Consider the following 22,022-nt stretch of genomic DNA (forward strand, 5'->3'; position numbering starts at 1 on the left):
AGCGATGAGTGTCAGTTTTTAAGGAATCATGAGTGTAAGAAAGCAATAAAAAAAGGAGCCACTAGGGCTCCTTTAATCAATTATTTGGTTTCTCTGACGGATTAGTTTACCCAGTCACGAATTGTGTACGTTAGCGTGTGTACATCGTTTTTCAATACTAGCGTATCGTTTGTTAGTGTTACGTCGCTCCACTCGCTTAGAGTCGCTGAAACCGATTGTTCGATTTCCATCGCAGACCCGTGACACATTTTCATTGTCATGCCCATTTGCTTAATGCGGAATTGACCGTCTTTTAGTTCGCCTTGACCGAAGAAGTTGTTACAACCAGCCATGCCGTTTGCTGTCATCTTTTCGCCGATCTCTAGACGAGGTGTCGCTTGGTGTTCGCTTTTCTCAATGTTCTTGCCATCAATTTGCGCAAGTTCCCAATTATGGTGCTGTAGATCGGTTGGTGTTACTTGCATCGCGTTATCACCTGTTGTTGTGCATGCTGCTAGCATCATAGGTAAAGCGGCTACTGCTAGTAATTTTTTTGAACTAAACTTCATATTATAAGGCTCCAAAGGAAAGAACGAAGTTACCGAATAAGTGTAACTTGATGGGTTCAAAGTATAGTTTACAAAACACTATATGTGTCAGTATAAGGTCATAGTTTAGTATGGATTTCATGAGCTAGGCGACAAATTAATCGCTTATTTTTGAGATAGTAAGCGTAATTTTGAATATGTAAGGAGGCGCGGTGGAGCAGTTAGAGTTTTTCCAAGTTCCAAGCCCTTGCGTTGGGGTTTGCTCAAGCGATGACAAAGGCTATTGCAATGGCTGTATGCGTAAAAGGGAGGAGCGCTTTAATTGGATGTCGATGACGCCGTCAGAACAGTTACACGTCATAAAGCTGTGTCGTCAACGCTATAGAAGAAAAATAATGAAGCAAAAAAACTTGGTTGGTAACTCGGTCGACGAAGAGGGAAGTACAAGCCCCCAAAGAGATCTTTTCGGCTAAAGAGGAAGTATTGAGATTTCATTTAACCTCGAGGTAACTATTACTTTACATAATGGTTGGGGTGTAATATTAAGGTAGGTACCTTTGTACCTGAAGGAGTGGTGTCGGTATGAATAAAAAGAACGTAAAACTCAAAAAAGAGCCAGTCAAAGCACTGGATCGTAAACCGATCGGGGCGAAAGATGACCCTGAAGAGACTCCGCGTGATTGGCATTCGATGTCAGAAGAAGAGCGAATGGAAATCCTTTCTCACCTTTCAGACATGCCTTTTCAATAATACCGCTGGTTCTTCAGAGTCTTTCTTAAAGGCCCTGTTTTCTTAAATAAACAGCTTTCTAAAATAAAAATGTTATTAAACAAACATGTGATTCGCTTTCGTTACACCACGATGATACGTGCAAAATGTATCATCGGCTTCCGTGGTTTTACTGTGAATTTTAATGTTTGTGATCACTTCTACAGCCCCTGCATCGTAGCAAGCTTGTTCTGCTTTTTTAACGATATCTAGCAGTAGGTTGAGTTCACCTTTCATCGTGGTTTCCATAGCTCCGACTTGGAAAGGCACATCGGCAGCTTTCACAACTTCAATTGCTTTATCAACCACTTCGAAGTTGTTGCCTTCTTTAACGCGAGGGATCACTTGGAAGGCAACCATCACTTCTTTTTCTCTTTTTAACTCAGGCACTTTCTGCTTACTCTTGGATAGGGAATTGTTGCAGATGATAGGTTAATACGGATATTAATTCTACAGCTAACGATGCTGTTCTATCGACTATATCAGTGACTAGAGATATAGGCTTACTTGCTACCCCAATGGTCGCTAACCCAACCACCAATATGCTCATCAAAATGACTGCCACTGAATCTCTGGTTACGTTCCACCGAGGTATCACAGTCATCTTTGTTGTCTATTAGGTTTTGTATGTAGTTTGCCATCGGGTCATTAGAACGCTGACGATCTCGGCGAGTAGCCACTTCCTTAATCAGTTGTAATCGATATGTAGAGCTTGCACGTTTCATTTCAATGACCTCCCGGTTTTTAGACACTAATAGAAAAATCTAGTTGTCAGATATAGGGGCGTCAACGTGATTCTAGAGTATTTTTTTTGAGCAACCAAGAATCAATACCTTGGCATCATAATTCATAAAAGTGTCATTTAGGTTGGCATCTTTATGGAGGTTTGAGGGCATAAGTTTGTATTTTGGTCCTGCTAATATGAGATCAACCATAAAAAAGCCCAGTGCAAACTGGGCTATTCGATTTTCTGTGGTTACTTTGAATAACAGGTTATTTCGAAGAACTTGGTTTGCTCTTAAATTGCTTAACACTCTTCTTTTTTGCGGTTCTTCGGTTAGCCATCTTGTCTTTAGGCGGACGTTTGCGAGCTGTCGCTTCAGATGCAGGTTTGTCTGTAACAGGGAAACCTTCCAACGCTTGTAGCATAAGAGGTTTATTGGTCAGAGTACGAATTGCATTCAGGTAGTCAGTTTCGCTGTGGCTAACCAGAGAGATCGCGCTGCCAGTACTTCCTGCTCTTGCTGTGCGACCAACTCGGTGGACGTAAGTCGCCGAATGCGATGGCAAATCAAAGTTAATTACGACAGGTAGTTGATCAATATGGATGCCTCTAGCCATAACGTCGGTGGCGATAAGCACACGAGTCTTGCCATTTTTGAAACTCTCTAATGCTTGCTCTCGCTCTTCTTGGCTCTTATTTCCGTGTAGCGCATTCACACTTATTTTGGCTTTACTCAATCGCTTGGTTAATGCATCTGCATTGTCTTTTGCGCCAATAAATACCAATACCTGCGACCATGCGTGCTGATTGAGTAGGGCGATCAGCGCTTGAGCTTTACTGCCTTTGTTCACTAAGTACAGAGTTTCTTCAATAGCCGCGACCACACTGTTTTCTTGATGCGTCGTGACCTTTACTGGATTAACAAGAAGCGCCTCAGTCTGACTGATCAGCTCTTTTGGCAGCGTAGCCGAAAACAGCAGTGTTTGATGCTTTTTAGGAAGAGCAGAAATAATGGTTTGAACATCTGGCCAAAATCCCATGTCGAGTAAACGGTCTGCCTCATCAAGAATTAAAGACTTGCATTGGGTTAGCTCGAGCTTGTTCTCTTGAATAACGGCATGTAGGCGGCCAGGAGTTGCGATCACGAGTTGTGGCTTTTCTAACAATTGCTGTTGCTGGATCTCGATATCAACTCCACCAGTCAGTGTCACCGTTTTGATATCAAGTGTGGTTGCGATGGGTTCTAGTGCTTTGGCTACTTGAGAGGCAAGTTCACGGGTTGGAACAATGATTATCGCTTGTAGTTCATTTACATCATGCTTGATGCTGTTCAGCAAAGGTAAGCCAAATGCCAACGTTTTTCCGCTACCCGTTTGAGCCAACGCCAGCACGTCTTTCTCCGCAATAATTGTAGGAATTACTGCTTGCTGTATCTCTGTCGGCTTATTGAATTGAGATGGGATCGCGGAGACGGTTTTTGGGTTAAGGGTTAGGCTATCAAATGACATAAATGAACCAAGTATCAAAAGGGAGGTGGAGTTTAACAGGACGTCAAAAGTTAGAGAATCAGTTTATCGGTAAACTTCAGCTTGGCCTTCAGTCTTAATATTTGGGGGAATAGAACCTGAGATAGACGACTTACATCCCATTTTCTATCGAATCCTAAGAACCATGGATATTTTGGCGTAAAAACCTAAAGCAATTGAACGCAAAGACGATATAATTATTAGTTATCCTTTTGGTTGGCATATGTGTTTTGAATCTAGGTTTGAAGTTTAAGGATGATTTAAGCCAACGGGGACGGGTATTTTTAAGTTGTTTTAATAGCTTGTTTTTTATAAATAAAAATAGAGACAGGGAGTCATCAATGAGTGAAGAGTCATTCACCCAGAAACGTGAGTATTACCGCCTGAAGTATCCCAAAAAGGCGCGCCCGGTGATACGAATCAAAGATGAACTTTTTCATGTCAGTGAAGTTTCTGAAAAAGGCGTGCGCTTGATGATGAGTAACATCATCCCGGTCTATCGAGGCTACTCCATGGCAGGCACTTTATGGTTGCATGGTAATAACAGCATTGATATTCGTGGTTCTGTATTGAGACAAGAAGGCGATGAAGTGATCGTTCTGTTATCACAAGGCCCGAGTTTCAAAGATATGGTGGCTGAACAACGATACATTAGGCAAAGGTACCCGGTTTTCTTCGCGAACCTTAGAGTGGCATAAGCAAAGCATCTAAACGCCTAAACCCCAAGTAACTCATGGTTATCTGATATAAAAAGCCCAGCACTTTGACGAGTGCTGGGCTTTGTCATCTATATGAACAAAATGAACAAACTACTTCTAAAGACAAACTGTCTCTAAGGACAAACTAACAAGTTTGCTTCGTCTTATAGCTCGTCGACTGTTGCCCAAACCGCTGCTAGCATGTCGTGACCAAATGCAACACTGCGCTCTGGAGACCAACCGTACAGTTCGTCAGCGTGGCTGATGTGATCTTTAAATGGCATCTCGACAGTGTATGCCAAACACTTGAACTGTTCGCCGATCCAGTTTGTGCCGACGGTCATATTTGCTTTGCCCGGTTCGTCTTTATCGTAACCAAATTCATCTTGGAACTCTGGCGTGATAGTCAGAAGAGCTTGCTTGAAGTGATTCTCTAGTTTTGCAATGCGCTCGTTGTATGAAGGTGTGCCTTCGCTACCAGCAACAAAGTTATATGGGATTGCTTCGTCGCCGTGAATGTCTAGACAAAGGTCAACGCCAGTTTCTAGCATGCGCTCGCGAACAAGGAAAACCTCAGGGCTGCGTTCCATAGAAGGTGACTGCCATTCACGGTTTAGGTTGACGCCAATACCGTTAGTGCGTAGGTGACCACGGATGCTGCCGTCTGGGTTCATGTTAGGTACAACGCGGAATACAACGCTGTCTAGAAGTGAACGACCAACTGTGTCTGTTTCATCAAGCAAGCGTTGTAGCAGACCTTCGATCAGCCATTCAGCCATGGTCTCGCCCGGATGTTGGCGACCAATAACCCAGATGTTTTTCTTCTCTGGACTTGGCTCACCGATGGTTAGCAAAGTGATGTCGTTGTTATCTAACGTATGGCCCAGAGTTTCTAGCTTACAAGCAGGGTGCGTTTGAGCACTGTGCAAGAGATCTTGATGACGATCGTATGAATACGGTGCGAAGTACGCGAAGTACATTGAATCGTGTTCAGGAATGATATCAAAGCTTAAAGTGTCGCCATCGAATTGAGATGGAATGCGGAACCACTCTTCACGGTCATACGATGCAACCACATCATAATCTTTCCAGCCTTCAGGGTAGGCAGATGTTGCCAATTGGCCGATTTCAAAGTGGTGAGCTTGTTGAGCTTCACTTTCTAAGCGGAAATGAAACCATTGTGCGATTTCAGTTTGATTATCCGCTGGAATAGTTAGTTGAATGTTTTGTGGTGAATCTGCTGAAACGACGTGAATGTTGCCGCTTTCGAAGTTGCTGAAAATTTTCATTGTAGTTTTTATCTCGTAGTTGAGTTGCCGTAAGATTAGCACACTTTTTTTCGAGCAAACCACTAACTAAATCGTAATGAGATGTTATTTCAGCTATCTGTTTTTTAGCTGCCTACTTTTAAATCGACAGCTATTTAACGGTTAACTTTGAGCTATCGACGTTGGCAAGTCGTGCAACCACGACAGGCAGAGCGTGTATAGCGATCGAGTTTACTGCGTTGCACCTTACAGTACGCATTTTTCAGCGCTCTTCTTCCAGCAAACCAATCATCCGGCTTTGACAGGATCAGATAACCATTGAAGCGCTTCACAAGCTCGGTTCTATTTTGGTGGATGAACTTGCTATCAAAGCCTATTTCGAAGTAATCAAGCGCTTGTTCAATCGAAGTAAAGCTCGCTATTTTTTGTTGGAACTCTGTTTGGCTCATGGGGAGTTTGTTTGTGAACTGGTGGCAACTATTGTACCGAGTTCACGATTTATTTTATTGATTTTAGTTATGACTTACCAGGGGTTGAACCGTAGGCTTTCTTAACATGAAGTGATCTTTTTAACTCTTTGAGGATTATAGATAAAGTACTAACGAACAGTGACAACTACCCAACCAGATAGAGGAATCAATGAATCGAATCAATCCAAAGAAACTACTTCGCAGTAAATGGACGGCCGTTAGCCCAGTAAAGAAAGAAAAGCACTTTATGATCACTGAGGTCGAATTCGAAGAAGGGGAGGTCATTCGTTGCTTAATAGAAGCGGTGATGACGAAACGAGAAGAAGACATTAACTGGCGCGATCTAACCGATAAGGATCATTGGCTTCCTGGTTGGAAATAAGTGTATCAAGTCGAGGCGATCTGCTTGATACACTTGTATTAATTACCCGACGCAGCAAGCCCTTGCCAGTATTTAAGGCCTTCTAACACACCCTCTGCATGTGTTGCTCTGCTGGTGTATACATTATCTCGATCGGACAGGTGAGCGATCTCAGGGTAATGATTCGCGACCAATATTGAATTTACGCCATCTATGGTTAGCATCGAGGTGTCGTTCGCTGAGTCGCCAGCCACGCATACCTCTTCAATGCTTAACTGATGTTGTTTAAGTAGATGATGAATCGCTGTGGCCTTGTTGACCCCCTTAGGCGTGATATCTAAGTACCAATCGTGGGAATAAGTAAGGTGTACATCTAAACCGTGTGATTCCAGACGAGATACGATCAGCTCATGTTGAGGCTCTGAGAGTTTTCCTTCGAAAGTGATCTTGTAGTCCCCTTGATGGCTCTCTAAGCGCTCTCCCATGAAATCGAGCGATGCAAGTGCAGACTCAACCTTTGACTTGTTCCAAGATGCTTCTAATTGATTGTGCCAGGTGTGATCCGGCGTTTGGGAGTGCTCGTGATGAATTCTCGTGCCTACGTCGCTGATAATCGTGTGTGGTTTCGGGTAGTTGTCAGAAGCTAAACCCACACGAATTGAGGGCAGTGTTCTACCTGTCGCGATGATAAAGCGGATAGCCGGTTGCTTTGTTAAGTAGTTAAACAACTGATCAACCCCATGAGACGAGCCGCCATCAAGCGTGCCATCAAAGTCACACACCAGCATTTTTATCATTCTAATACCTGTCCTTTTATCCGTCCGAAAGAGTGCCCAACCTTTAGATAAAGAATGGAACAGCAATGTGTACTCTACAAGTTGTCTTTCGGCCTGGGTAATCGACTTTTGACAGTTTGCAGCAAGTATCACAGTTGGTGTTATGTCTTCTATATCGGAGATGAAGGTATCAATCCGATCTGTGCCTAATTGGACGGACTCTATCCAGATTGCCCTTCATATGTGTGTAAAAGTCATTGGGAGTGCGCGCCTCGTAATGGTGTTAATTTACCAGTCTTGGTGGCGTTTAAACTCTCTTAATTGGTTTGTATTCGAATTATTTGTACACGAACTATTTGTGCATATTCTTGGTCTATTTAGCCTATTAATTGTTCTGATGTGAAATAAATATTCAATAATCTATCTGTAAGTAATACATAATGCCGCAGGTGTTGAGTGTGATTTAAACTTCTTTATTATCAATATTTTGCTTTGTATGGGCTTGATATTTGACCTTTGTTTGGGCTGGGGTTTTAACGGTTTTTCATCGGCTTTACAGAACGATGCCCCTTGATTTGCATGGGTTAATTGCTTAGAGTGCTAATCGTTTTTCGGGTTTAAATAACCGTTTTTAAGTTTAAATAATCGGTTTTGAGTTTAAATAACTATTAGTTTAGATAACTAAGAAAGGATTAGATTACATGGATCCCATACTGGAAGTTAAGGGACTGTACAAGGTGTTTGGTGAAGATACCGACCGTGCTTTTACAATGATTAATGAAGGCGCGAACAAAGATAAAGTTTTCGAAGAAACAGGGTTAACGATCGGCGTTAACGATGTTTCTCTTAGCATTCAAGAAGGCGAGATTTTCGTCATAATGGGACTGTCAGGATCTGGCAAATCAACCCTAGTACGCCTTCTTAACCGCTTGATTGAACCTACCAAAGGTAATGTGCTTCTTCGAGGCAAAGACATTGCCCACACCTCAGAAGATGAGCTCCGCGAAGTCCGTCGCAACAACATCTCCATGGTTTTCCAAAACTTCGCATTGATGCCTCACATGACAGTGATTGAAAACGCCGCGTTTGGTCTTGAACTAGCGGGTGTTGAAGTCGATAAGAGAAAACAGTCAGCATTTGAAGCGTTGGAACGAGTCGGTCTCGGGCCGTATTCAGAATCTTACCCTGATGAATTGTCTGGCGGTATGAAGCAGCGTGTTGGTTTGGCTCGTGCTCTAGCATGTGACCCTGATATTCTGTTAATGGACGAAGCGTTTTCTGCACTCGATCCTTTGATTCGTACTGAAATGCAAGATGAGCTTATTCGCCTTCAAAATGACGATAAACGAACCATTGTTTTCATCTCCCATGATTTGGATGAAGCGATGCGAATCGGTGACCGTATTGCCATTATGCAAAACGGTGAGGTGGTTCAAGTGGGTACCCCAGACGAAATTCTTAACAACCCAGCGAACGATTATGTCGAAGCTTTCTTCCGCGGTGTGAATGTAGCAAGTGTTCTTACGGTGAAAGACATTGCACGTAAGAAGCCAGCTGCGGTATTTAAAAAATCAGAACATGACGGCCCAGCGTCCGCTCTACAAATCTTGATGGATAACGACCGTGAATACGGCATTGTTGTTGAGAAAAGCAGTCGTTACTCCGGCATTGTCTCTGTTGATTCCCTTCGTAAAGCACACAAAGAGAACAAATCACTCGTCAGTGCGCAGCTCGATGATGGCCTAACGCTGAACCCTGATTTACCAATCAACGATGTGCTTGGCCTTGTTGGCGGTGTGCCTTACTCCGTTCCTGTTGTGGATGAGCAAGGTAATTACTTTGGCGTGGTAACTAAGTCACGACTGTTACAAACATTGGATAAGGGGTAGATCATGTCGTCTGAACAAACAAATAATGACCCATGGTCTCAATCAGCTCCAGCAGCTCAGCCATCAAGTGATCCTTGGGGTCAAGCAGCTGATACCTCACCATCAGCAGATTGGTTAAGCAGCGAAACAGTCGAAACGACACCTTTTGATCCACTTAACCCTTTTGCAGAAGCAGTTTTGCCCGTCGACACTTGGGTAGAGTCTGGACTGAATTGGTTAGTTGAGCACGGACGTCCATTGTTTCAAGCAATCCGTGTGCCTATCGATTTTATTCTAAGTTCATTTGAAACGGCGTTGGTGTCGACACCTGCACCATTCATGTTGATCATCTTGTTTTTAGTTGCATGGCAGTTTTCAAACCTGAAGCTTGGTTTGGCTACAGCCGTTTCTTTGACTTTTATTGGTTTGATTGGCGCTTGGTCTGAAGCGATGACCACGCTTTCACTGGTCATGACATCGGTATTCTTCTGTCTGCTGATCGGCTTACCCATGGGGATATGGCTCGCCCGCAGCAATACCGCGGCTAAATTCGTACGCCCAATTCTCGACGCCATGCAAACGACGCCAGCCTTCGTTTATCTTGTACCCATCGTAATGTTGTTTGGTATCGGTAACGTTCCGGGTGTGGTGGTGACGATCATATTCGCACTTCCTCCTGTTGTACGTTTGACTATCTTGGGTATTCAGCAAGTACCGGAAGAGTTGATCGAAGCGGGTCACTCATTCGGCGCCAGCAAAAAGCAGATGCTTTACCGAATTCAACTACCACTTGCACTGCCAACCATCATGGCGGGCGTGAACCAAACACTGATGCTGTCGCTATCGATGGTGGTTATCGCATCAATGATCGCAGTAGGTGGATTAGGTCAAATGGTACTGAGAGGTATTGGCCGACTGGATATGGGATTGGCCGCTGTTGGTGGCCTAGGCATTGTTATTCTTGCAATCCTACTTGACCGCATTACCCAAGTTCTTGGGGTAAATGCAGGTAATACAAAATTACGCTGGTATCACATGGGGCCTGTTTCCCTTGTGCTAAAAGCTTTAAATCGCGGTAAACAATCAGAACTACAACTAAGGAAAAACACCAATGAATAATTCATGGAAGAGTAAGCTAGCCGTTAGCATCGTTTCGACACTGGCTGTATCAACGAACGTGTGGGCTGCAAGCTTACCGGGTGAAGGTGTATCAGTTCAGCCCGTTCAATCTTCAGTTGCTGAAGAAACGTTCCAAACACTGATTGTTAACCGTGCTTTAGAAGAGCTTGGTTACGATGTGAAATCAACGCAAGAAGTGGACTATAACGTAGCTTACACTTCTATCGCAAAAGGTGACGCAACGTTCCTAACAGTAGGTTGGTTCCCACTACACGCTGACAAATACAAAATGGCGGGTGGCGATGACAAATTCTACCGTGAAGGCCAGTATGTAAGTGGTGCCGCTCAAGGTTACCTTATTGATAAGAAAACCGCTGAAAAGTACAACATCACTAACATTGGTCAATTGACTGATCCAAAAATCGCTAAGCTGTTTGATGCTGATGGTGATGGCAAAGCAGACCTGACGGGCTGTAACCCTGGTTGGGGTTGTGAGATGGTCATCGAACACCAAATCTCTGCATTCAAATTGGACGATACCGTTACTCACAACCAAGGTAACTATGCAGCGATCATCGCAGATACGATTTCACGTTACCAAAAGGGCGAGTCAGTTCTTTACTACACGTGGACACCTTATTGGGTAAGTGGTGTATTGGTTCCTAACGAAGACGTAGTTTGGTTAGAAGTTCCATTCTCTTCACTTCCGGGTGATCGTGCGAATGTTGATACTACTTTGTCTAACGGTAAGAACTACGGCTTCGAAATGAACTCGATGCGTATTATTGCGAACAAAGAGTTTGCTAAGAACAACCCATCTGCGGCGAAGCTTTTTGAAATCATCAAACTTAACATCAATGATGTAAGTGCTCAGAACATGATGATGAGTAAAGGTAAGAACAGCTCGGCTGATATCGAAGCGCACGTAAACGGTTGGATCAAAGCGAACCGAAATACGTTTGATGCTTGGATTACAGAAGCGAAGAAAGCGGCACTATAACGGTTGTTTTTCGTAAGCAGTCGATAACAGGCTGGAATAAAAAGAGAAGGCCGGTAGTCTGATTCAGACTACCGGCCTTTGTTTTTCTAGCGACATAACTATTTTTTAGCGACATAACTACTGTTATCGCATTATTTTTTAAAGCGGCTTGTTCTTTTAAAAGCGAGTAGGCTAGCGTTCGCCTTGAACCTCAAAGTCATCGCTGATTAAACGAGCGCAACCATCGGCTTCTAGTGCCCAGTGCTCACGATGCACAACACCAAACGCTTTGTTCATTGTCCAACTAGCCGTCAAAATGTAGCCGCCTTCTGGGTGCTCTTCCCACGTAACGTCTGTGTAATCAACGTCTTTGAAACCTTGGTCGATGATGTTTTGCCAAAATGCTTGAATCGCTTCACGACCTTCAAAAGTACCAAATGGACGCGCTTCCATTACACAGCTTTCAGCATATTGATCTGCACAACCTTTCGCATCTTGGCTGTTGAATGCTTTCTGCCATGCGTTAATGCCTTGCTTACATGCTTCTAAAATTTGGTTGTTTAACATTGTCTTTCTCCATATCAGTCTTCTTTCAAACACTGTGTCTTTGATTTGGTTATCTCGATAAGTTGGATTCAGTTTAGCCTTGGAAATTAAATTGAAAAACAGAGATAATAGAAAATACTGTGTGTAAAAAGAGAACAATAAGATGAGTAAGCTAAAGCAGATGTCGATTTTCGCTCACATCGTAGAGCAGGGCTCAGTATCAGCTGCGGCTGAAAAGCTTGAGTTATCCAAGTCCGTCGTCAGTCAGCACCTCAAAATTCTGGAACAAGAACTAGGTGCTTCACTTCTCAAACGCACAACACGGAGGCAATCTCTGACCAGTATGGGTGAGCGTTTTTATTTAAGCTGCAAAGACATCAACGTGATTGCTGACTCGGCTTGGGATATGGCCAAAGCTGAGCTAGAAGAGCCACAAGGTCGGATTCGTATTACTGCACCGAATGCGTTGATGGATTTATTGGTCGCGCCTGTTATTGCAGACTTGATGAAGCAATACCCGAAGTTAAAACCAGAGCTGATCAGCGATGATCAGCACTTAGATTTCATGGAACACGATATTGATCTCGCAGTACGAGTGGGCAGTTCTCGTGACAGCAACCTAAAGCAGAAACGCTTGGGCGAGTTTAAAGACGTGTTGTGTGGCGTTGAAAGCATGCGTTCTCGTGAGCTTGAATCTATCCCTTACATTGCTAACTCATGGCAAGGTAAGCAAGTCTCTCATCGCTTTACTTCTCAAACAGATCAAGACTTTATTTACCAACAACAAGCAAGCTGCACTACGAACTCCTTTCATAGTTGTCTCGCGTTGATCAAATTTGGCGTTGGCATTGGTGTGATCCCAGACTTCTATCTTCATCAACTATCAAATGAAGTGGTCGATCTCTTACCAAGTTTTCAACTACCCACTAACACGGTTTATGCGTTGAACTCATTCGCCTCAAACACACCGATTGCCATCAAACTGTGCGTTCAAGCGTTAGAAGAGAAGCTCAAACAGAACTTTGTTTAAAACCAATTCGATAAGTTAGTGATTTAGTAAAGAGGCTTAAAACCAAACTTGCCTAATAGATTGCTCAAGAGTGAAGATACAAAAACATAAAGACACTAAAAAGCCCGAGTATAAACTCGGGCTTTGAATGGTTTTCTTTATAACTTATGAGGAGCTAGATTGCCTGACGAAGTTGGAAGTAACGTCCTTCTTCGTTTAACAGCGATTCATGAGAGCCGTGTTCTACAATCTCGCCTTGTTCAATTAGAACGATAGAATCCATCGCTTCCAGACCAATCAAACGGTGCGTAATGAAGATAACCGTCTTGCCTTCAAAGTGCTTCTCGAACAGTGCCATGATACTGTGTTCTGTTTGCTTATCTAAGCCTTCTGTTGGCTCATCTAGAAGCAGGATAGGGGCATCATGAAGAATGGCACGTGCGATACCAATACGGCGCTTCTCACCACCAGACAGTTGACGACCACCGTCACCCAACCAGCTATCAAGACCATCATTCTCAAGCAGCTTTTCTAGACCAACGTCTTTAAGGATGTTAGCTAGGTGCTCATCGTTGGCATCTGGTTTCGCAATCAACAAGTTGTCGCGTAGGCTGCCATTCAAGATGTCGACACGCTGGCTTACCACACTGATTGATTCACGAAGCTGTGATTCATTCCACTGCGTCAGTTCAATACCCGCGATTGAGATGTAGCCCTTTTTAGGATCCCAGTAGCGAGTCAGAAGCTGAATCAGAGTCGATTTACCTGAACCCGTTTGACCCACAATCGCAACCTTGTTCGTTGCCGGAATTGTTAGCTCAACAGCGTTCAGAACACTGCGCTCAGAATCAGGGTAGTTGAACGTCACGTTTGAGAACGTAATATCAAGTGGCTTATTGATGTCGAGCTTCTCTTCAGCAAACTGAACTTCAGGCTCCGACAGAATCACTTCGTTCAAGCGACGAGCAGAAGACAGAGTTTGACCTAAATGCTGGAACGCGCCTGTGATAGGCATCAGCAGTTCAAAACTTGCCATAGTAGCGAACGCCATTAGCGCGATGAACGGGTCTGGTGCATTGCCACCCACGCCGTCAGCCGCAAGCCAAAGCATAAGAACCAACGTCAAACCGTTGAACAGCATTAGTGCAGCTGACGCCATACCAGTTAGGTTAGCATTCACAAACTGATTCGCCATCAGCTTGTGTTGCGTTTCTAGAATCGCATTACGGTACCGCTCTTCAGCACCGAACAGAGTCAGTTCGCTGTAGCCTTCAACCCAATCTAGCGTAGTCACACGAAGGTCAGCTTTGTTCTGTGTCAGCTCACCGCCGTTACGCTTGCCCAGCTTGTAGAACAAGATTGGCCAAACCAACAGCATGATCAGAAGGATAGAACCTAAGATCAAACCAAGCGAACTATCGAACCACATTAAGAATAGAGTCAGGAAGAAAATCCCAAACACACCCACCGTCACAGGGCTTACTAAACGTAAGTACACGTGATCCATCGCGTCGACATCAGCAACCAAACGGTTCAGTAGATCGGCGTCACGAAGGTTTGAGATACGACCTGGGATCAGCGGAGCCAGCTTCTTGAAGAAAAAGATACGTAAATCAGTTAACAGTTTGAATGTTGCATTGTGGCTGACAACACGTTCACCCCAACGACCCGCAGTACGGCTCATTGCCAAACCACGTACACCACCACCCGGTAGCATGTAGTTGAAGGTTTCACGTGCAATCGTAAGGCCTGCAACCGCAGAAGCTGAAATGAACCAGCCTGATAGCGTTAACAAGCCGATAGAAGCCGACAGAGTAGCAAAAGCCAATAGCATGCCTAGCGATAGGCCAAACCAATGCTTTTTATAGAGTTTCAGGTAAGGCAGTAAATCACGCATCTAAATTACCCTTATTATCTTGTTGAGCTAAGTTCGCGTTCAGCATCTCTTCAAACAAACCACCCGCAGTCGAAAGCTGAGAGTAATGACCTTGTTCAACCAGACCGCCATCACGCATCACCAGAATATTATCGACTGATTTAAGAGGTGCGAGTTGGTGCGTTACAAGCAGGGCAGTGCGGCTTTCAATATTGCTATTGATGCCTTTCATCACTAACTGTTCGCTACGAGTATCTAGGCTGGCAGTGGGTTCATCTAACAACCAGAACTGGCCATCTTGAATCATTGCGCGAGCTAGTGCCAAACGCTGAGATTGACCAACAGACAGGCCGCCAGAGCGATCAGAAATCATGTAATCCAAGCCGTGTTCGTTAACGAAATCGCTAGCAAATGATTGCTCAAGTGCATTCTCGACAACTTGGTCAGCAATATCGTGCTTACCCAGGGTGACGTTGTCACGAATGCTGCCGTGCAACAACAATGGGTTTTGACCCACCCAGCTAATGGTTTTACGCCAAGAGGCTAAGTCTAAGTCACGCAGTTCAATGCCATTGATTTTCAAGCTTCCTTCATAAGGCATGAAACCAAGGATGGCATTGATCAAACTTGTTTTACCCGCACCACTTGGGCCAACTAACGCAGTCGATTGGCGAGTGTTAAGTGCGAACGAGATAGGACCAACCAATTGAACGCCTTCAGGGCTTAACACTTTTAGGTCGCTAGCTTCAATATTGATGCCTTGAGCCGGATCGAGCTGAGTGTCGCCTGATTTAACCTTAGTGATGTCGGTTTCTAAGAACTCGACAATACTTTCGGCTGCGCCAACCGCTTGTTGCTTCGCGTGGTAGAAAGTACCTAAGTCACGCAGAGGTTGGTAAAACTCTGGCGCCAAGATAAGGATGAACAAACCTGCGAATAGAGTAATGCCAACACCGTAGTGACCGAAGTTCAGTTCACCGATGTAAGTGAAACCAAAGTAAACCGCGGTCATCGCGATAGAGATCGACGTGAAGAACTCAAGTACCGCAGAAGACAAGAAAGCGATTTTCAACACATCCATGGTGCGCGTTCTGAACACTTCAGATGCACCTTTAAGTACTTCTGTTTCAGCGTTGGTGCGATCAAATAGACGAATGGTTGTCATTGACTGCAAACGGTCGTAAAAGTGACCTGAAAGACGCTGCAGCGCTTTGAAGTTTTTACGGTTTGCATCGGCCGCTTTCATACCAACAAGTGCCATGAACATCGGCACCAGTGGAGCCGTAATCAAGAAGATCAGTCCTGCTGCCCAGTTTATTGGGAACACCACAACCAAAATAATGAATGGAATCATTACCGATAAAGACATCTGAGGCAGGTAACGAGAGAAGAAGTCTTGCATGTCTTCTACTTGTTCTAACAACAGCGTTGCCCACGTACCGGCAGGTTTACCTTTAATGTAAGCAGGGCCTAACTCACGTAATTTATCTAGGATGAGTTGCCTGATGTAGACGCGGATTTGTTCACCACAGCGATAACCTGCGATTTCACGTCCCCATGTACAGCCAGCACGGCCAACGACCGATAATGCCAAGCCTGCGAAATGACCAACCAGTTCAGATTTATCGACATTCTCGATGATCAGCTGGTGAAGAATAGAGGCGAGAAGAGCTGCTTGAGCAATTAAAAACACGCTTGAAAGTACGCCAAGGCTAATCGCAATCATAAGCCAGCGTTTCGCTAACTTACTCTGTTGCTTAAGCCACTTGTTCAAGCTGCGTTGTTTTTTCTTATCCATTATGAAGGCTTAATGATAATTATTATTTGTTGAGGGCGGCTAGTATACAAAAGAAAGCCCAGTGGATATACCACTGGGCTCTAGGGATTTACAACAAAATGTGATGACGCCCTGCATCTACTGAGGCGAGAGCACCGATAATCAAATCTGCAATCTCAGATTTACTTATCGTTAAGGCCATCTAGGAAGCGCTCAGCATCCAGTGCAGCCATACAACCTGTACCAGCAGAAGTGATTGCTTGGCGGTAGTTGTGGTCCATTACATCACCTGCAGCGAACACGCCTGGGATGCTGGTTTGTGTTGCGTTACCTTCAAGACCAGACTGTACGATGATGTAATCATCTTTCATGTCGACTTGGCCTTTGAAAATTTCAGTGTTTGGTTGGTGACCGATAGCAATGAATGCGCCCATTACTTCGATATCTTCCGTTTTGTCAGACTGAGTATCTTTAATGCGAACGCCAGTTACGCCCATATCGTCGCCTAGAACTTCGTCTAGCGTGCGATCAGTGTGAAGAACAATGTTGCCGTTCTCTACTTTGTCCATTAAACGTTTCACTAGGATCTTTTCAGCGCGGAACGTGTCACGACGGTGAACTAAGTGAACTTCAGACGCGATGTTAGACAGGTAAAGTGCTTCTTCAACAGCGGTGTTACCACCACCCACAACTGCAACTTTCTGGTTGCGGTAGAAGAAACCATCACACGTTGCACAAGCAGAAACGCCACGGCCTTTGAATGCTTCTTCAGAATCTAAACCTAGGTACTTAGCCGATGCACCCGTTGAGATGATCAATGCATCACACGTGTACTCGCCAGAATCGCCTTTAAGGCGGAAAGGGCGGTTTGATAGATCGACTTCGTTAATGTGGTCGAACAGGATCTCTGTTTCAAAGCGCTCTGCGTGCTCTTTCATGCGATCCATCAGTGCTGGACCCGTTAAACCTTCAGCATCACCCGGCCAGTTTTCCACTTCTGTTGTGGTTGTAAGCTGACCACCTTGCTGCATACCGGTAACCAGTACTGGGTTTAGGTTTGCACGAGCAGCGTAAACTGCAGCTGTATAGCCAGCAGGGCCAGAACCAAGAATCAATAAATTACAGTGCTTTACGTCGCTCATGAGGACTCCGAAATTGAAATTGTTTTTATTTATAATCGCTTAGGATTGTATGGAAAATATGGAGGCAATAAAAGGTTAAACAAGGGCTGAAGTGTAATTAATCGTTATAGTTTATTATTGTCAGCTCTGCTCGCACCAATACAACGGTGGTTTGACACCCAATGAGTCAGAAGATTGTTCTGGTTAAATTCTAAGATCGTAGTCAATATTAGTGGGCCACTACAGATATAGCCGTGACCACTGAAGTTGCTTGATTTTAGCCAAAATCAAGATCATGCTCGGTGACATGAAAATAACTCTATCCAATGAATAAAAAATTATGTTGATTAACCAACACGATACAACTCGCGATGGTATCAAAGCTGTATTCAATGCTAGTAACGGTTAGAGTCCTGAAGGAATTGCCGATGCACTGCTTACCCATGAAACAACGGTTAGACAGCATCTCAAAGACAATTCACTATCGAAGAAGCTCAAGCCTAAAAATGGTGGTTCAAGAAGTTACTTATCTGAGCAACAACCCCAAAGCTTGATTTGACACCTAACCGTGGGTACATATCATCATACGTAGAAGATTATTGCTCATGTTTTAACTGCTTATCGCGTGCAATATAGTGTTGTCGGGATGAATAAATGGTATCAGTTACAAAATGCCGAAAGGCGTGCCTCATAAGCTTGATGAAAATAAACAGAAAGCATTTATTGAGGCTTATGAAGTGCTCAAACCATCACCTTCAAGTTGATTTGACTGGTACTTCCACAAGTGGGGCTTGTGAAAGTACCAGTCAATATTGGTTACGGTTGTATTGGTGGAGGTGCTTGGAATAAATCATCAAGTGAATAGCGTTCAACAACTGTGACAAAAACGTAATCCGGTTTCCATTCTTGAATTAACTGTTCGAGCGCTTGTGTACCTAAAAGTTTACTCCAGTTTTGCTTCAAGATATGGCTAAAGGTAGCTGTCATATAAGGAGCTAAAGCGTTCCCGTATGAATCACTTAACCATAATACTTTTTTGTTATTGAGTGCCTTTGGTGTTGTGATTAAGTACAGGTCATCCCTATGCCCATATAATGGTGCTGTGCCTTTGTATACCACCGAATCTTTGTTGTAATCACTTATGATATGACTTAACTGTAAATTGTTTGCTTCTGTTATTGGATTAGGATCAGAATATAGACTGCCAACTCGGAGAAATCTTGTAAGGTCACCATGGATATATGAATCATTCCGTATGACATTACTCCAATTAAGAGGAGGTAAAACTAGGCCTTCATTATTGATTCGTAACATAAACTCATTGAAAGCAACTCCCGCACCGTAATAATTCCAATGCGTATCAGTCTTGTAGTATAAATCTTGAGTATTTATAACGTCAGATATTGTATGCCTGATGTCGATGTAGATATCATTGTCATACAGCGTATGCGATATCGATTCGCTACTGGTTTTTGCCCATAGAGGTAGATATTCGTTGTAAATTGTACTCTTATTTGGCCCGACTAATATTTTATAGTCTGTAACACCGTTCTTTTGAAAGTACTTTTTCCAGAGTGTCTGTGATTCTATGATTACTGATGAGCGTTCCTGAACTTCTACAGTTTGAAAGCCTGTACGGTAAGCTGAAATTGTTTTTTGGTGGTCATCGCCTAAAAAGAACCACCCATCTTTCCCAACAACAACGGAGTTAGGTTTGATGCTTACCCCTAGAGGAACTAAATATGGGTTTATTTTCCCTTCAATAACATCAAGTGAATAAAGGAACTTTGTATTAGTTAGATTTTCCTTTGTAAATCCACCTGAAAAAATATTTACAATCGGCAGTATTGATAAAATAACACTGATTAATAAGAAAAATATTTTAATGTTGACTCTATTGTTCAATGAGATTTTCCTTATTAAAAGTTGAAATATAGAAACACACTTGAAGATGAGCTTCTGATAATGTAAATGGATGCTGCAAACAAAAAGGCCGCTGAAATCATTTTTCCGATCCCAACACCTCTTTGTATCAATTCATATGAATTAGTTTTAGACAATAGATAAAAAGAAAAAGAGATGGTAGAGAATGGGATTGCATTTACGGCTACCATATTAGGAAGAATACCAAATAGAAGGTCAAAATTAGTGCCAATCCATGACAATTTGTTAGAAGGTATTCCCTCTATTGGTTTGTCGATTAGATTGAGCCCGATCATACTAGATAATAGGTTTACGGCGGTTGTAAGGTTTTCCGCCCTAAAAAAGACCCATGTCATATTGATGAATATAAACGTTGTCAGCCAAGCTAACCATGTTGGCATGTTTCCGCCAACAGATTTCCATATTCTGTGCAATACGAGAGCCATGCCATGTAACGCTCCCCAGATAACAAACATCCAGCTAGCACCATGCCATAACCCACCAATTAGAAATGTAATGAAAAGGTTGCTGTAAGTCGTTAGTTCTTTTTTCTTACTCCCACCAAGAGGGATGTAAATGTAATCCTTAAGGAACCTTCCTAATGTTATGTGCCATCTACGCCAAAAGTCTTGGATATCTAATGATTTATAAGGCGAGTTAAAGTTGATTGGTAGCTTTATATTAAATAGCAACGCAGCACCCATCGCCATATCGCAGTAACCACTGAAGTCAAAGTACAACTGAAAAGAGTAGCTCAAGCTCGTTAGCCAAGCTTCGTAGAATGATAATGTCGCGGAGTTATAGAACCCTGCATCAGCCCATATAGAAAATGTATCAGCTATGGCAATTTTCTTAAATAAGCCGATAGAAAATATAAATAAACCAAGCGAGATGTTTTTTCTTCTAGGAGCAAGATTCCATTTTGAATTAAATTGCGGCATCATTTCTTTATGATGAACTATCGGACCCGCAATTAATTGTGGGAAAAAAGTCACAAATAGCGAGTAGTTCAAGAGGTCATATTCTTTAGTTTCTTTTCTGTAGCTGTCAACTAAGTACGCTATTTGCTGAAATGTGAAAAAACTAATAGCGAGTGGAAGAGCGATGTTAGTATTTTCCAATGGCTGGGATAATAATAAATTCACATTCCCAATAATAAAGTTGGTGTACTTAAAGTAGCCAAGTAAAGCTATGTTTGTTATCACTCCAAAAGCCAAAAGAGACGACTTTTTAATGCCTTTATCTTTCTTGATTAGATGACTTCCTAAAGCAAAGTTGAATGCCAACGAGCCGAGAATTATGGGAAGGTAGGATGGCTCCCATCTAGCATAAAATATAAGACTAGCAACCACTAACCACATCTTCGCACAAGTATATAGTCGATACTTTGCTAGTATGAAATATATACAAAAGCAGATGGGTAAAAAGATGAATATGAAATTTATAGAACTGAATAGCATAGGGACGTTACAAGGTGATAATCGAACTGGGAATGATACACTACTTGAGCTGTACGTCTTTAATTTTTTGTATATAAACGTTCTCGGACGATCTCTAAATCAACCACCAGAATGAAACGCGGTTCTAAGATCGCATGATTTTGGTGTGGAGTGCGAACAGGGCCTGAGCGTCCAATTCCATAACTAATTTTATTGTCATTGCCTAATTTTTATTTTTCTGTAGTTAGTGGATTTTTGACGTGCAAATAACAGTCCAGGTACGCTATATGGAGCGGGCATAATCTCAACATCCTCTCGACCTTTTTTGATGGTGGTAAGCGATTACCACACATTAAAGTTATAGGAACAAAAGCTCGTACCTACACGATTGAAGCGGTGTTTGTTGGTTCCACTTATCTAGTCGATGTTAATGCCCTCATAAATAACTTTGATGTCGAGCCTAAACCTGATCGCGAATTTACTATTCTTGGCTTAGGTTAGCAATGATGCAATCCGAAGTATCAACATACTGTGAACAAAAATTTTATTAGCCTTAACATATCACCATATTTACTACACGAGTGTTCGCACTAAAGCATAGACTCGTTTTATATTGAGCTTTACAAGAACCAGAGACTCTTCTAGTGAAAGGGTTGATGTATCTGAGTTAAATAAAATTTAAGATTGTGTCTTGAGCGCATTTAACGACAAATTTGAAGAACTAAAAAGATAAGGAATTAAGGTGGAATACCTAAATGTAATGCTAGCGAAAAAACACAAATTGATTTAAGGGCGGCCGAGTTCCCCCCGAACTCGACCTGTTCCAGACGCGTAAGCAAAGGCGTTTGGTTTCTGGCTTACTGATAAATTAACCAATTTCAGTTTGTTGTGTAAATAATCAATAGTTTGGCAACTGATAGGTAGATCGTATTTCGATGTGCAAATCATAGAAATGAATGTGGCAACCGTGGTGCCTGAGTTCATGCAAGGAGGCTGGCGTATTGAAGTGAAAGGGCCGACACAATATGAAACTTGTCTTTCTAGTTAATAATATCGTTATTATTTAAATTGTAGGTATTTATAACTGGCTAGTGGAGTGTGCTAGTTTTAAGAGTTGGTCATCTTTTATTCTGGTGTTATACACTGCTTTTTATTTCTAGATTGGATTTAGTGTCTGAATTATTAAATCTGACGGGATAAATGATTGTTTAATGTTGATTTGGCAAGATCTTCAAGTATCCTTTATG

23 protein-coding genes are annotated in these 22,022 nt (G+C 42.9%); 10 read left to right on the forward strand and 13 right to left on the reverse strand.

Going from position 1 to position 22,022, the window contains the following annotated elements; translation table 11 throughout:
- Positions 1–101 precede the first annotated feature (101 nt).
- On the reverse strand, positions 102–548 hold the full coding sequence (locus MED222_RS14015; protein ID WP_009846444.1) for an META domain-containing protein: 447 nt from the start codon (positions 546–548) through the stop codon (positions 102–104).
- 191 nt (positions 549–739) lie between these two features.
- Here MED222_RS14015 and MED222_RS14010 point away from each other — a divergent pair, with 191 nt between their 5' ends.
- Both MED222_RS14010 and MED222_RS22455 read left to right on the forward strand, forming a co-directional pair.
- Entirely contained in the window at positions 740–1,000 is a 261-nt protein-coding gene (locus MED222_RS14010) for a DUF1289 domain-containing protein (protein ID WP_009846445.1), read from the forward strand.
- Between the two features lie 109 nt (positions 1,001–1,109).
- Positions 1,110–1,277 carry a hypothetical protein gene (locus MED222_RS22455; protein WP_009846446.1) on the forward strand — a complete coding sequence of 56 codons (168 nt, stop codon included), beginning with the start codon at positions 1,110–1,112 and terminating at the stop codon, positions 1,275–1,277.
- A 75-nt stretch (positions 1,278–1,352) separates the two neighbouring features.
- On the opposite strand, the gene MED222_RS14005 is transcribed toward MED222_RS22455, so the two are convergent.
- The 3 genes from MED222_RS14005 to MED222_RS13995 all read right to left on the reverse strand — a co-directional run bounded on the left by MED222_RS14005 (position 1,353) and on the right by MED222_RS13995 (position 3,527).
- Positions 1,353–1,655 carry a thiamine-binding protein gene (locus MED222_RS14005; RefSeq protein WP_032555230.1) on the reverse strand — a complete coding sequence of 101 codons (303 nt, stop codon included), beginning with the start codon at positions 1,653–1,655 and terminating at the stop codon, positions 1,353–1,355.
- A 143-nt stretch (positions 1,656–1,798) separates the two neighbouring features.
- Positions 1,799–2,020, reverse strand: a complete 222-nt coding sequence (locus tag MED222_RS14000; protein ID WP_009846448.1) for a hypothetical protein — start codon at positions 2,018–2,020, stop codon at positions 1,799–1,801.
- Positions 2,021–2,288: 268 nt separating this feature from the next.
- The gene (locus MED222_RS13995; protein WP_009846449.1) at positions 2,289–3,527 is read right to left on the reverse strand and encodes a DEAD/DEAH box helicase; all 1,239 of its coding nucleotides are present in this window, start codon (positions 3,525–3,527) and stop codon (positions 2,289–2,291) included.
- A gap of 359 nt (positions 3,528–3,886) precedes the next feature.
- On the opposite strand from MED222_RS13995, the gene MED222_RS13990 reads away from it, so the two are divergent.
- Positions 3,887–4,243 (forward strand): hypothetical protein, encoded by a 357-nt coding sequence (locus tag MED222_RS13990; RefSeq protein WP_009846450.1) that lies wholly within the window; start codon positions 3,887–3,889, stop codon positions 4,241–4,243.
- 164 nt (positions 4,244–4,407) lie between these two features.
- Here MED222_RS13990 and MED222_RS13985 read toward each other — a convergent pair whose 3' ends face one another.
- On the reverse strand, positions 4,408–5,532 hold the full coding sequence (locus MED222_RS13985; RefSeq protein WP_009846451.1) for a M14 family metallopeptidase: 1,125 nt from the start codon (positions 5,530–5,532) through the stop codon (positions 4,408–4,410).
- A 152-nt stretch (positions 5,533–5,684) separates the two neighbouring features.
- The gene (locus MED222_RS13980; RefSeq protein WP_009846452.1) at positions 5,685–5,960 is read right to left on the reverse strand and encodes a nitrogenase-stabilizing/protective protein NifW; all 276 of its coding nucleotides are present in this window, start codon (positions 5,958–5,960) and stop codon (positions 5,685–5,687) included.
- A 190-nt stretch (positions 5,961–6,150) separates the two neighbouring features.
- On the opposite strand from MED222_RS13980, the gene MED222_RS13975 reads away from it, so the two are divergent.
- Positions 6,151–6,363, forward strand: a complete 213-nt coding sequence (locus MED222_RS13975) for a TIGR02450 family Trp-rich protein (RefSeq protein WP_009846453.1) — start codon at positions 6,151–6,153, stop codon at positions 6,361–6,363.
- Positions 6,364–6,401: 38 nt separating this feature from the next.
- Here MED222_RS13975 and MED222_RS13970 read toward each other — a convergent pair whose 3' ends face one another.
- A complete protein-coding gene (locus MED222_RS13970; RefSeq protein WP_009846454.1) occupies positions 6,402–7,139 on the reverse strand; it encodes an HAD-IIB family hydrolase in 738 nt (245 codons plus the stop codon).
- 680 nt (positions 7,140–7,819) lie between these two features.
- Between MED222_RS13970 and proV the strand changes: the two genes are divergently transcribed.
- From proV to proX, 3 genes are read left to right on the forward strand one after another with little or no spacing between them, the layout of a single operon-like run.
- Positions 7,820–9,007 carry a glycine betaine/L-proline ABC transporter ATP-binding protein ProV gene (gene proV / locus MED222_RS13965; RefSeq protein WP_009846455.1) on the forward strand — a complete coding sequence of 396 codons (1,188 nt, stop codon included), beginning with the start codon at positions 7,820–7,822 and terminating at the stop codon, positions 9,005–9,007.
- A gap of 3 nt (positions 9,008–9,010) precedes the next feature.
- Positions 9,011–10,105: a glycine betaine/L-proline ABC transporter permease ProW gene (gene proW / locus MED222_RS13960; protein WP_009846456.1), complete on the forward strand. Its 1,095-nt coding sequence runs from the start codon at positions 9,011–9,013 to the stop codon at positions 10,103–10,105.
- Positions 10,098–11,105, forward strand: a complete 1,008-nt coding sequence (gene proX / locus MED222_RS13955; protein WP_009846457.1) for a glycine betaine/L-proline ABC transporter substrate-binding protein ProX — start codon at positions 10,098–10,100, stop codon at positions 11,103–11,105. Before proW ends, proX begins: the two co-directional genes overlap by 8 nt.
- Positions 11,106–11,276: 171 nt before the next feature.
- Here the strand turns inward: proX and MED222_RS13950 are convergent, their stop codons facing one another.
- A complete protein-coding gene (locus MED222_RS13950; RefSeq protein WP_009846458.1) occupies positions 11,277–11,651 on the reverse strand; it encodes a YybH family protein in 375 nt (124 codons plus the stop codon).
- Positions 11,652–11,793: 142 nt separating this feature from the next.
- Between MED222_RS13950 and MED222_RS13945 the strand changes: the two genes are divergently transcribed.
- Positions 11,794–12,660 carry a LysR family transcriptional regulator gene (locus tag MED222_RS13945; RefSeq protein WP_009846459.1) on the forward strand — a complete coding sequence of 289 codons (867 nt, stop codon included), beginning with the start codon at positions 11,794–11,796 and terminating at the stop codon, positions 12,658–12,660.
- 154 nt (positions 12,661–12,814) lie between these two features.
- On the opposite strand, the gene cydC is transcribed toward MED222_RS13945, so the two are convergent.
- The 3 genes from cydC to trxB form a co-directional block, all read right to left on the reverse strand.
- On the reverse strand, positions 12,815–14,536 hold the full coding sequence (gene cydC / locus MED222_RS13940) for a heme ABC transporter ATP-binding protein/permease CydC (RefSeq protein ID WP_009846460.1): 1,722 nt from the start codon (positions 14,534–14,536) through the stop codon (positions 12,815–12,817).
- A complete protein-coding gene (cydD, locus tag MED222_RS13935) occupies positions 14,529–16,313 on the reverse strand; it encodes a heme ABC transporter permease/ATP-binding protein CydD (protein ID WP_009846461.1) in 1,785 nt (594 codons plus the stop codon). Before cydD ends, cydC begins: the two co-directional genes overlap by 8 nt.
- A 161-nt stretch (positions 16,314–16,474) precedes the next feature.
- Positions 16,475–17,434: a thioredoxin-disulfide reductase gene (gene trxB / locus MED222_RS13930; RefSeq protein ID WP_004733400.1), complete on the reverse strand. Its 960-nt coding sequence runs from the start codon at positions 17,432–17,434 to the stop codon at positions 16,475–16,477.
- Positions 17,435–18,084: 650 nt separating this feature from the next.
- On the opposite strand from trxB, the gene MED222_RS22610 reads away from it, so the two are divergent.
- Positions 18,085–18,177 carry a winged helix-turn-helix domain-containing protein gene (locus tag MED222_RS22610; protein ID WP_232281805.1) on the forward strand — a complete coding sequence of 31 codons (93 nt, stop codon included), beginning with the start codon at positions 18,085–18,087 and terminating at the stop codon, positions 18,175–18,177.
- 52 nt (positions 18,178–18,229) lie between these two features.
- On the opposite strand, the gene MED222_RS13925 is transcribed toward MED222_RS22610, so the two are convergent.
- Positions 18,230–19,318 (reverse strand): alginate O-acetyltransferase AlgX-related protein, encoded by a 1,089-nt coding sequence (locus MED222_RS13925; protein ID WP_009846463.1) that lies wholly within the window; start codon positions 19,316–19,318, stop codon positions 18,230–18,232.
- A 14-nt stretch (positions 19,319–19,332) separates the two neighbouring features.
- The gene (locus tag MED222_RS13920) at positions 19,333–20,697 is read right to left on the reverse strand and encodes an MBOAT family O-acyltransferase (protein ID WP_009846464.1); all 1,365 of its coding nucleotides are present in this window, start codon (positions 20,695–20,697) and stop codon (positions 19,333–19,335) included.
- Between the two features lie 429 nt (positions 20,698–21,126).
- Here MED222_RS13920 and MED222_RS22615 point away from each other — a divergent pair, with 429 nt between their 5' ends.
- The gene (locus MED222_RS22615; protein WP_371727407.1) at positions 21,127–21,276 is read left to right on the forward strand and encodes a DNA circularization N-terminal domain-containing protein; all 150 of its coding nucleotides are present in this window, start codon (positions 21,127–21,129) and stop codon (positions 21,274–21,276) included.
- Positions 21,277–22,022 lie beyond the last annotated feature (746 nt).

It is taken from the genome of Vibrio sp. MED222 (genome assembly GCF_000153005.1).
Classification (GTDB): Bacteria; Pseudomonadota; Gammaproteobacteria; order Enterobacterales; family Vibrionaceae; genus Vibrio; species Vibrio tasmaniensis_A.

Coding starts and splice junctions, on each gene's coding strand:
- MED222_RS22455 (WP_009846446.1), top strand. CDS start 1,110: ATGAATAAAAAGAACGTAAAACTCAAAAAAGAGCCAGTCAAAGCACTG.
- MED222_RS13990 (WP_009846450.1), top strand. CDS start 3,887: ATGAGTGAAGAGTCATTCACCCAGAAACGTGAGTATTACCGCCTGAAG.
- proW (WP_009846456.1), top strand. CDS start 9,011: ATGTCGTCTGAACAAACAAATAATGACCCATGGTCTCAATCAGCTCCA.
- MED222_RS13980 (WP_009846452.1), bottom strand. CDS start 5,960: ATGAGCCAAACAGAGTTCCAACAAAAAATAGCGAGCTTTACTTCGATT.
- cydD (WP_009846461.1), bottom strand. CDS start 16,313: ATGGATAAGAAAAAACAACGCAGCTTGAACAAGTGGCTTAAGCAACAG.
- MED222_RS13985 (WP_009846451.1), bottom strand. CDS start 5,532: ATGAAAATTTTCAGCAACTTCGAAAGCGGCAACATTCACGTCGTTTCA.
- proV (WP_009846455.1), top strand. CDS start 7,820: ATGGATCCCATACTGGAAGTTAAGGGACTGTACAAGGTGTTTGGTGAA.
- MED222_RS14000 (WP_009846448.1), bottom strand. CDS start 2,020: ATGAAACGTGCAAGCTCTACATATCGATTACAACTGATTAAGGAAGTG.
- MED222_RS22610 (WP_232281805.1), top strand. CDS start 18,085: ATGCCGAAAGGCGTGCCTCATAAGCTTGATGAAAATAAACAGAAAGCA.
- MED222_RS14015 (WP_009846444.1), bottom strand. CDS start 548: ATGAAGTTTAGTTCAAAAAAATTACTAGCAGTAGCCGCTTTACCTATG.
- MED222_RS13995 (WP_009846449.1), bottom strand. CDS start 3,527: ATGTCATTTGATAGCCTAACCCTTAACCCAAAAACCGTCTCCGCGATC.
- MED222_RS13920 (WP_009846464.1), bottom strand. CDS start 20,697: ATGTGGTTAGTGGTTGCTAGTCTTATATTTTATGCTAGATGGGAGCCA.
- proX (WP_009846457.1), top strand. CDS start 10,098: ATGAATAATTCATGGAAGAGTAAGCTAGCCGTTAGCATCGTTTCGACA.
- MED222_RS13950 (WP_009846458.1), bottom strand. CDS start 11,651: ATGTTAAACAACCAAATTTTAGAAGCATGTAAGCAAGGCATTAACGCA.
- cydC (WP_009846460.1), bottom strand. CDS start 14,536: ATGCGTGATTTACTGCCTTACCTGAAACTCTATAAAAAGCATTGGTTT.
- MED222_RS14005 (WP_032555230.1), bottom strand. CDS start 1,655: ATGGTTGCCTTCCAAGTGATCCCTCGCGTTAAAGAAGGCAACAACTTC.
- MED222_RS13975 (WP_009846453.1), top strand. CDS start 6,151: ATGAATCGAATCAATCCAAAGAAACTACTTCGCAGTAAATGGACGGCC.
- MED222_RS13945 (WP_009846459.1), top strand. CDS start 11,794: ATGAGTAAGCTAAAGCAGATGTCGATTTTCGCTCACATCGTAGAGCAG.
- MED222_RS13970 (WP_009846454.1), bottom strand. CDS start 7,139: ATGATAAAAATGCTGGTGTGTGACTTTGATGGCACGCTTGATGGCGGC.
- trxB (WP_004733400.1), bottom strand. CDS start 17,434: ATGAGCGACGTAAAGCACTGTAATTTATTGATTCTTGGTTCTGGCCCT.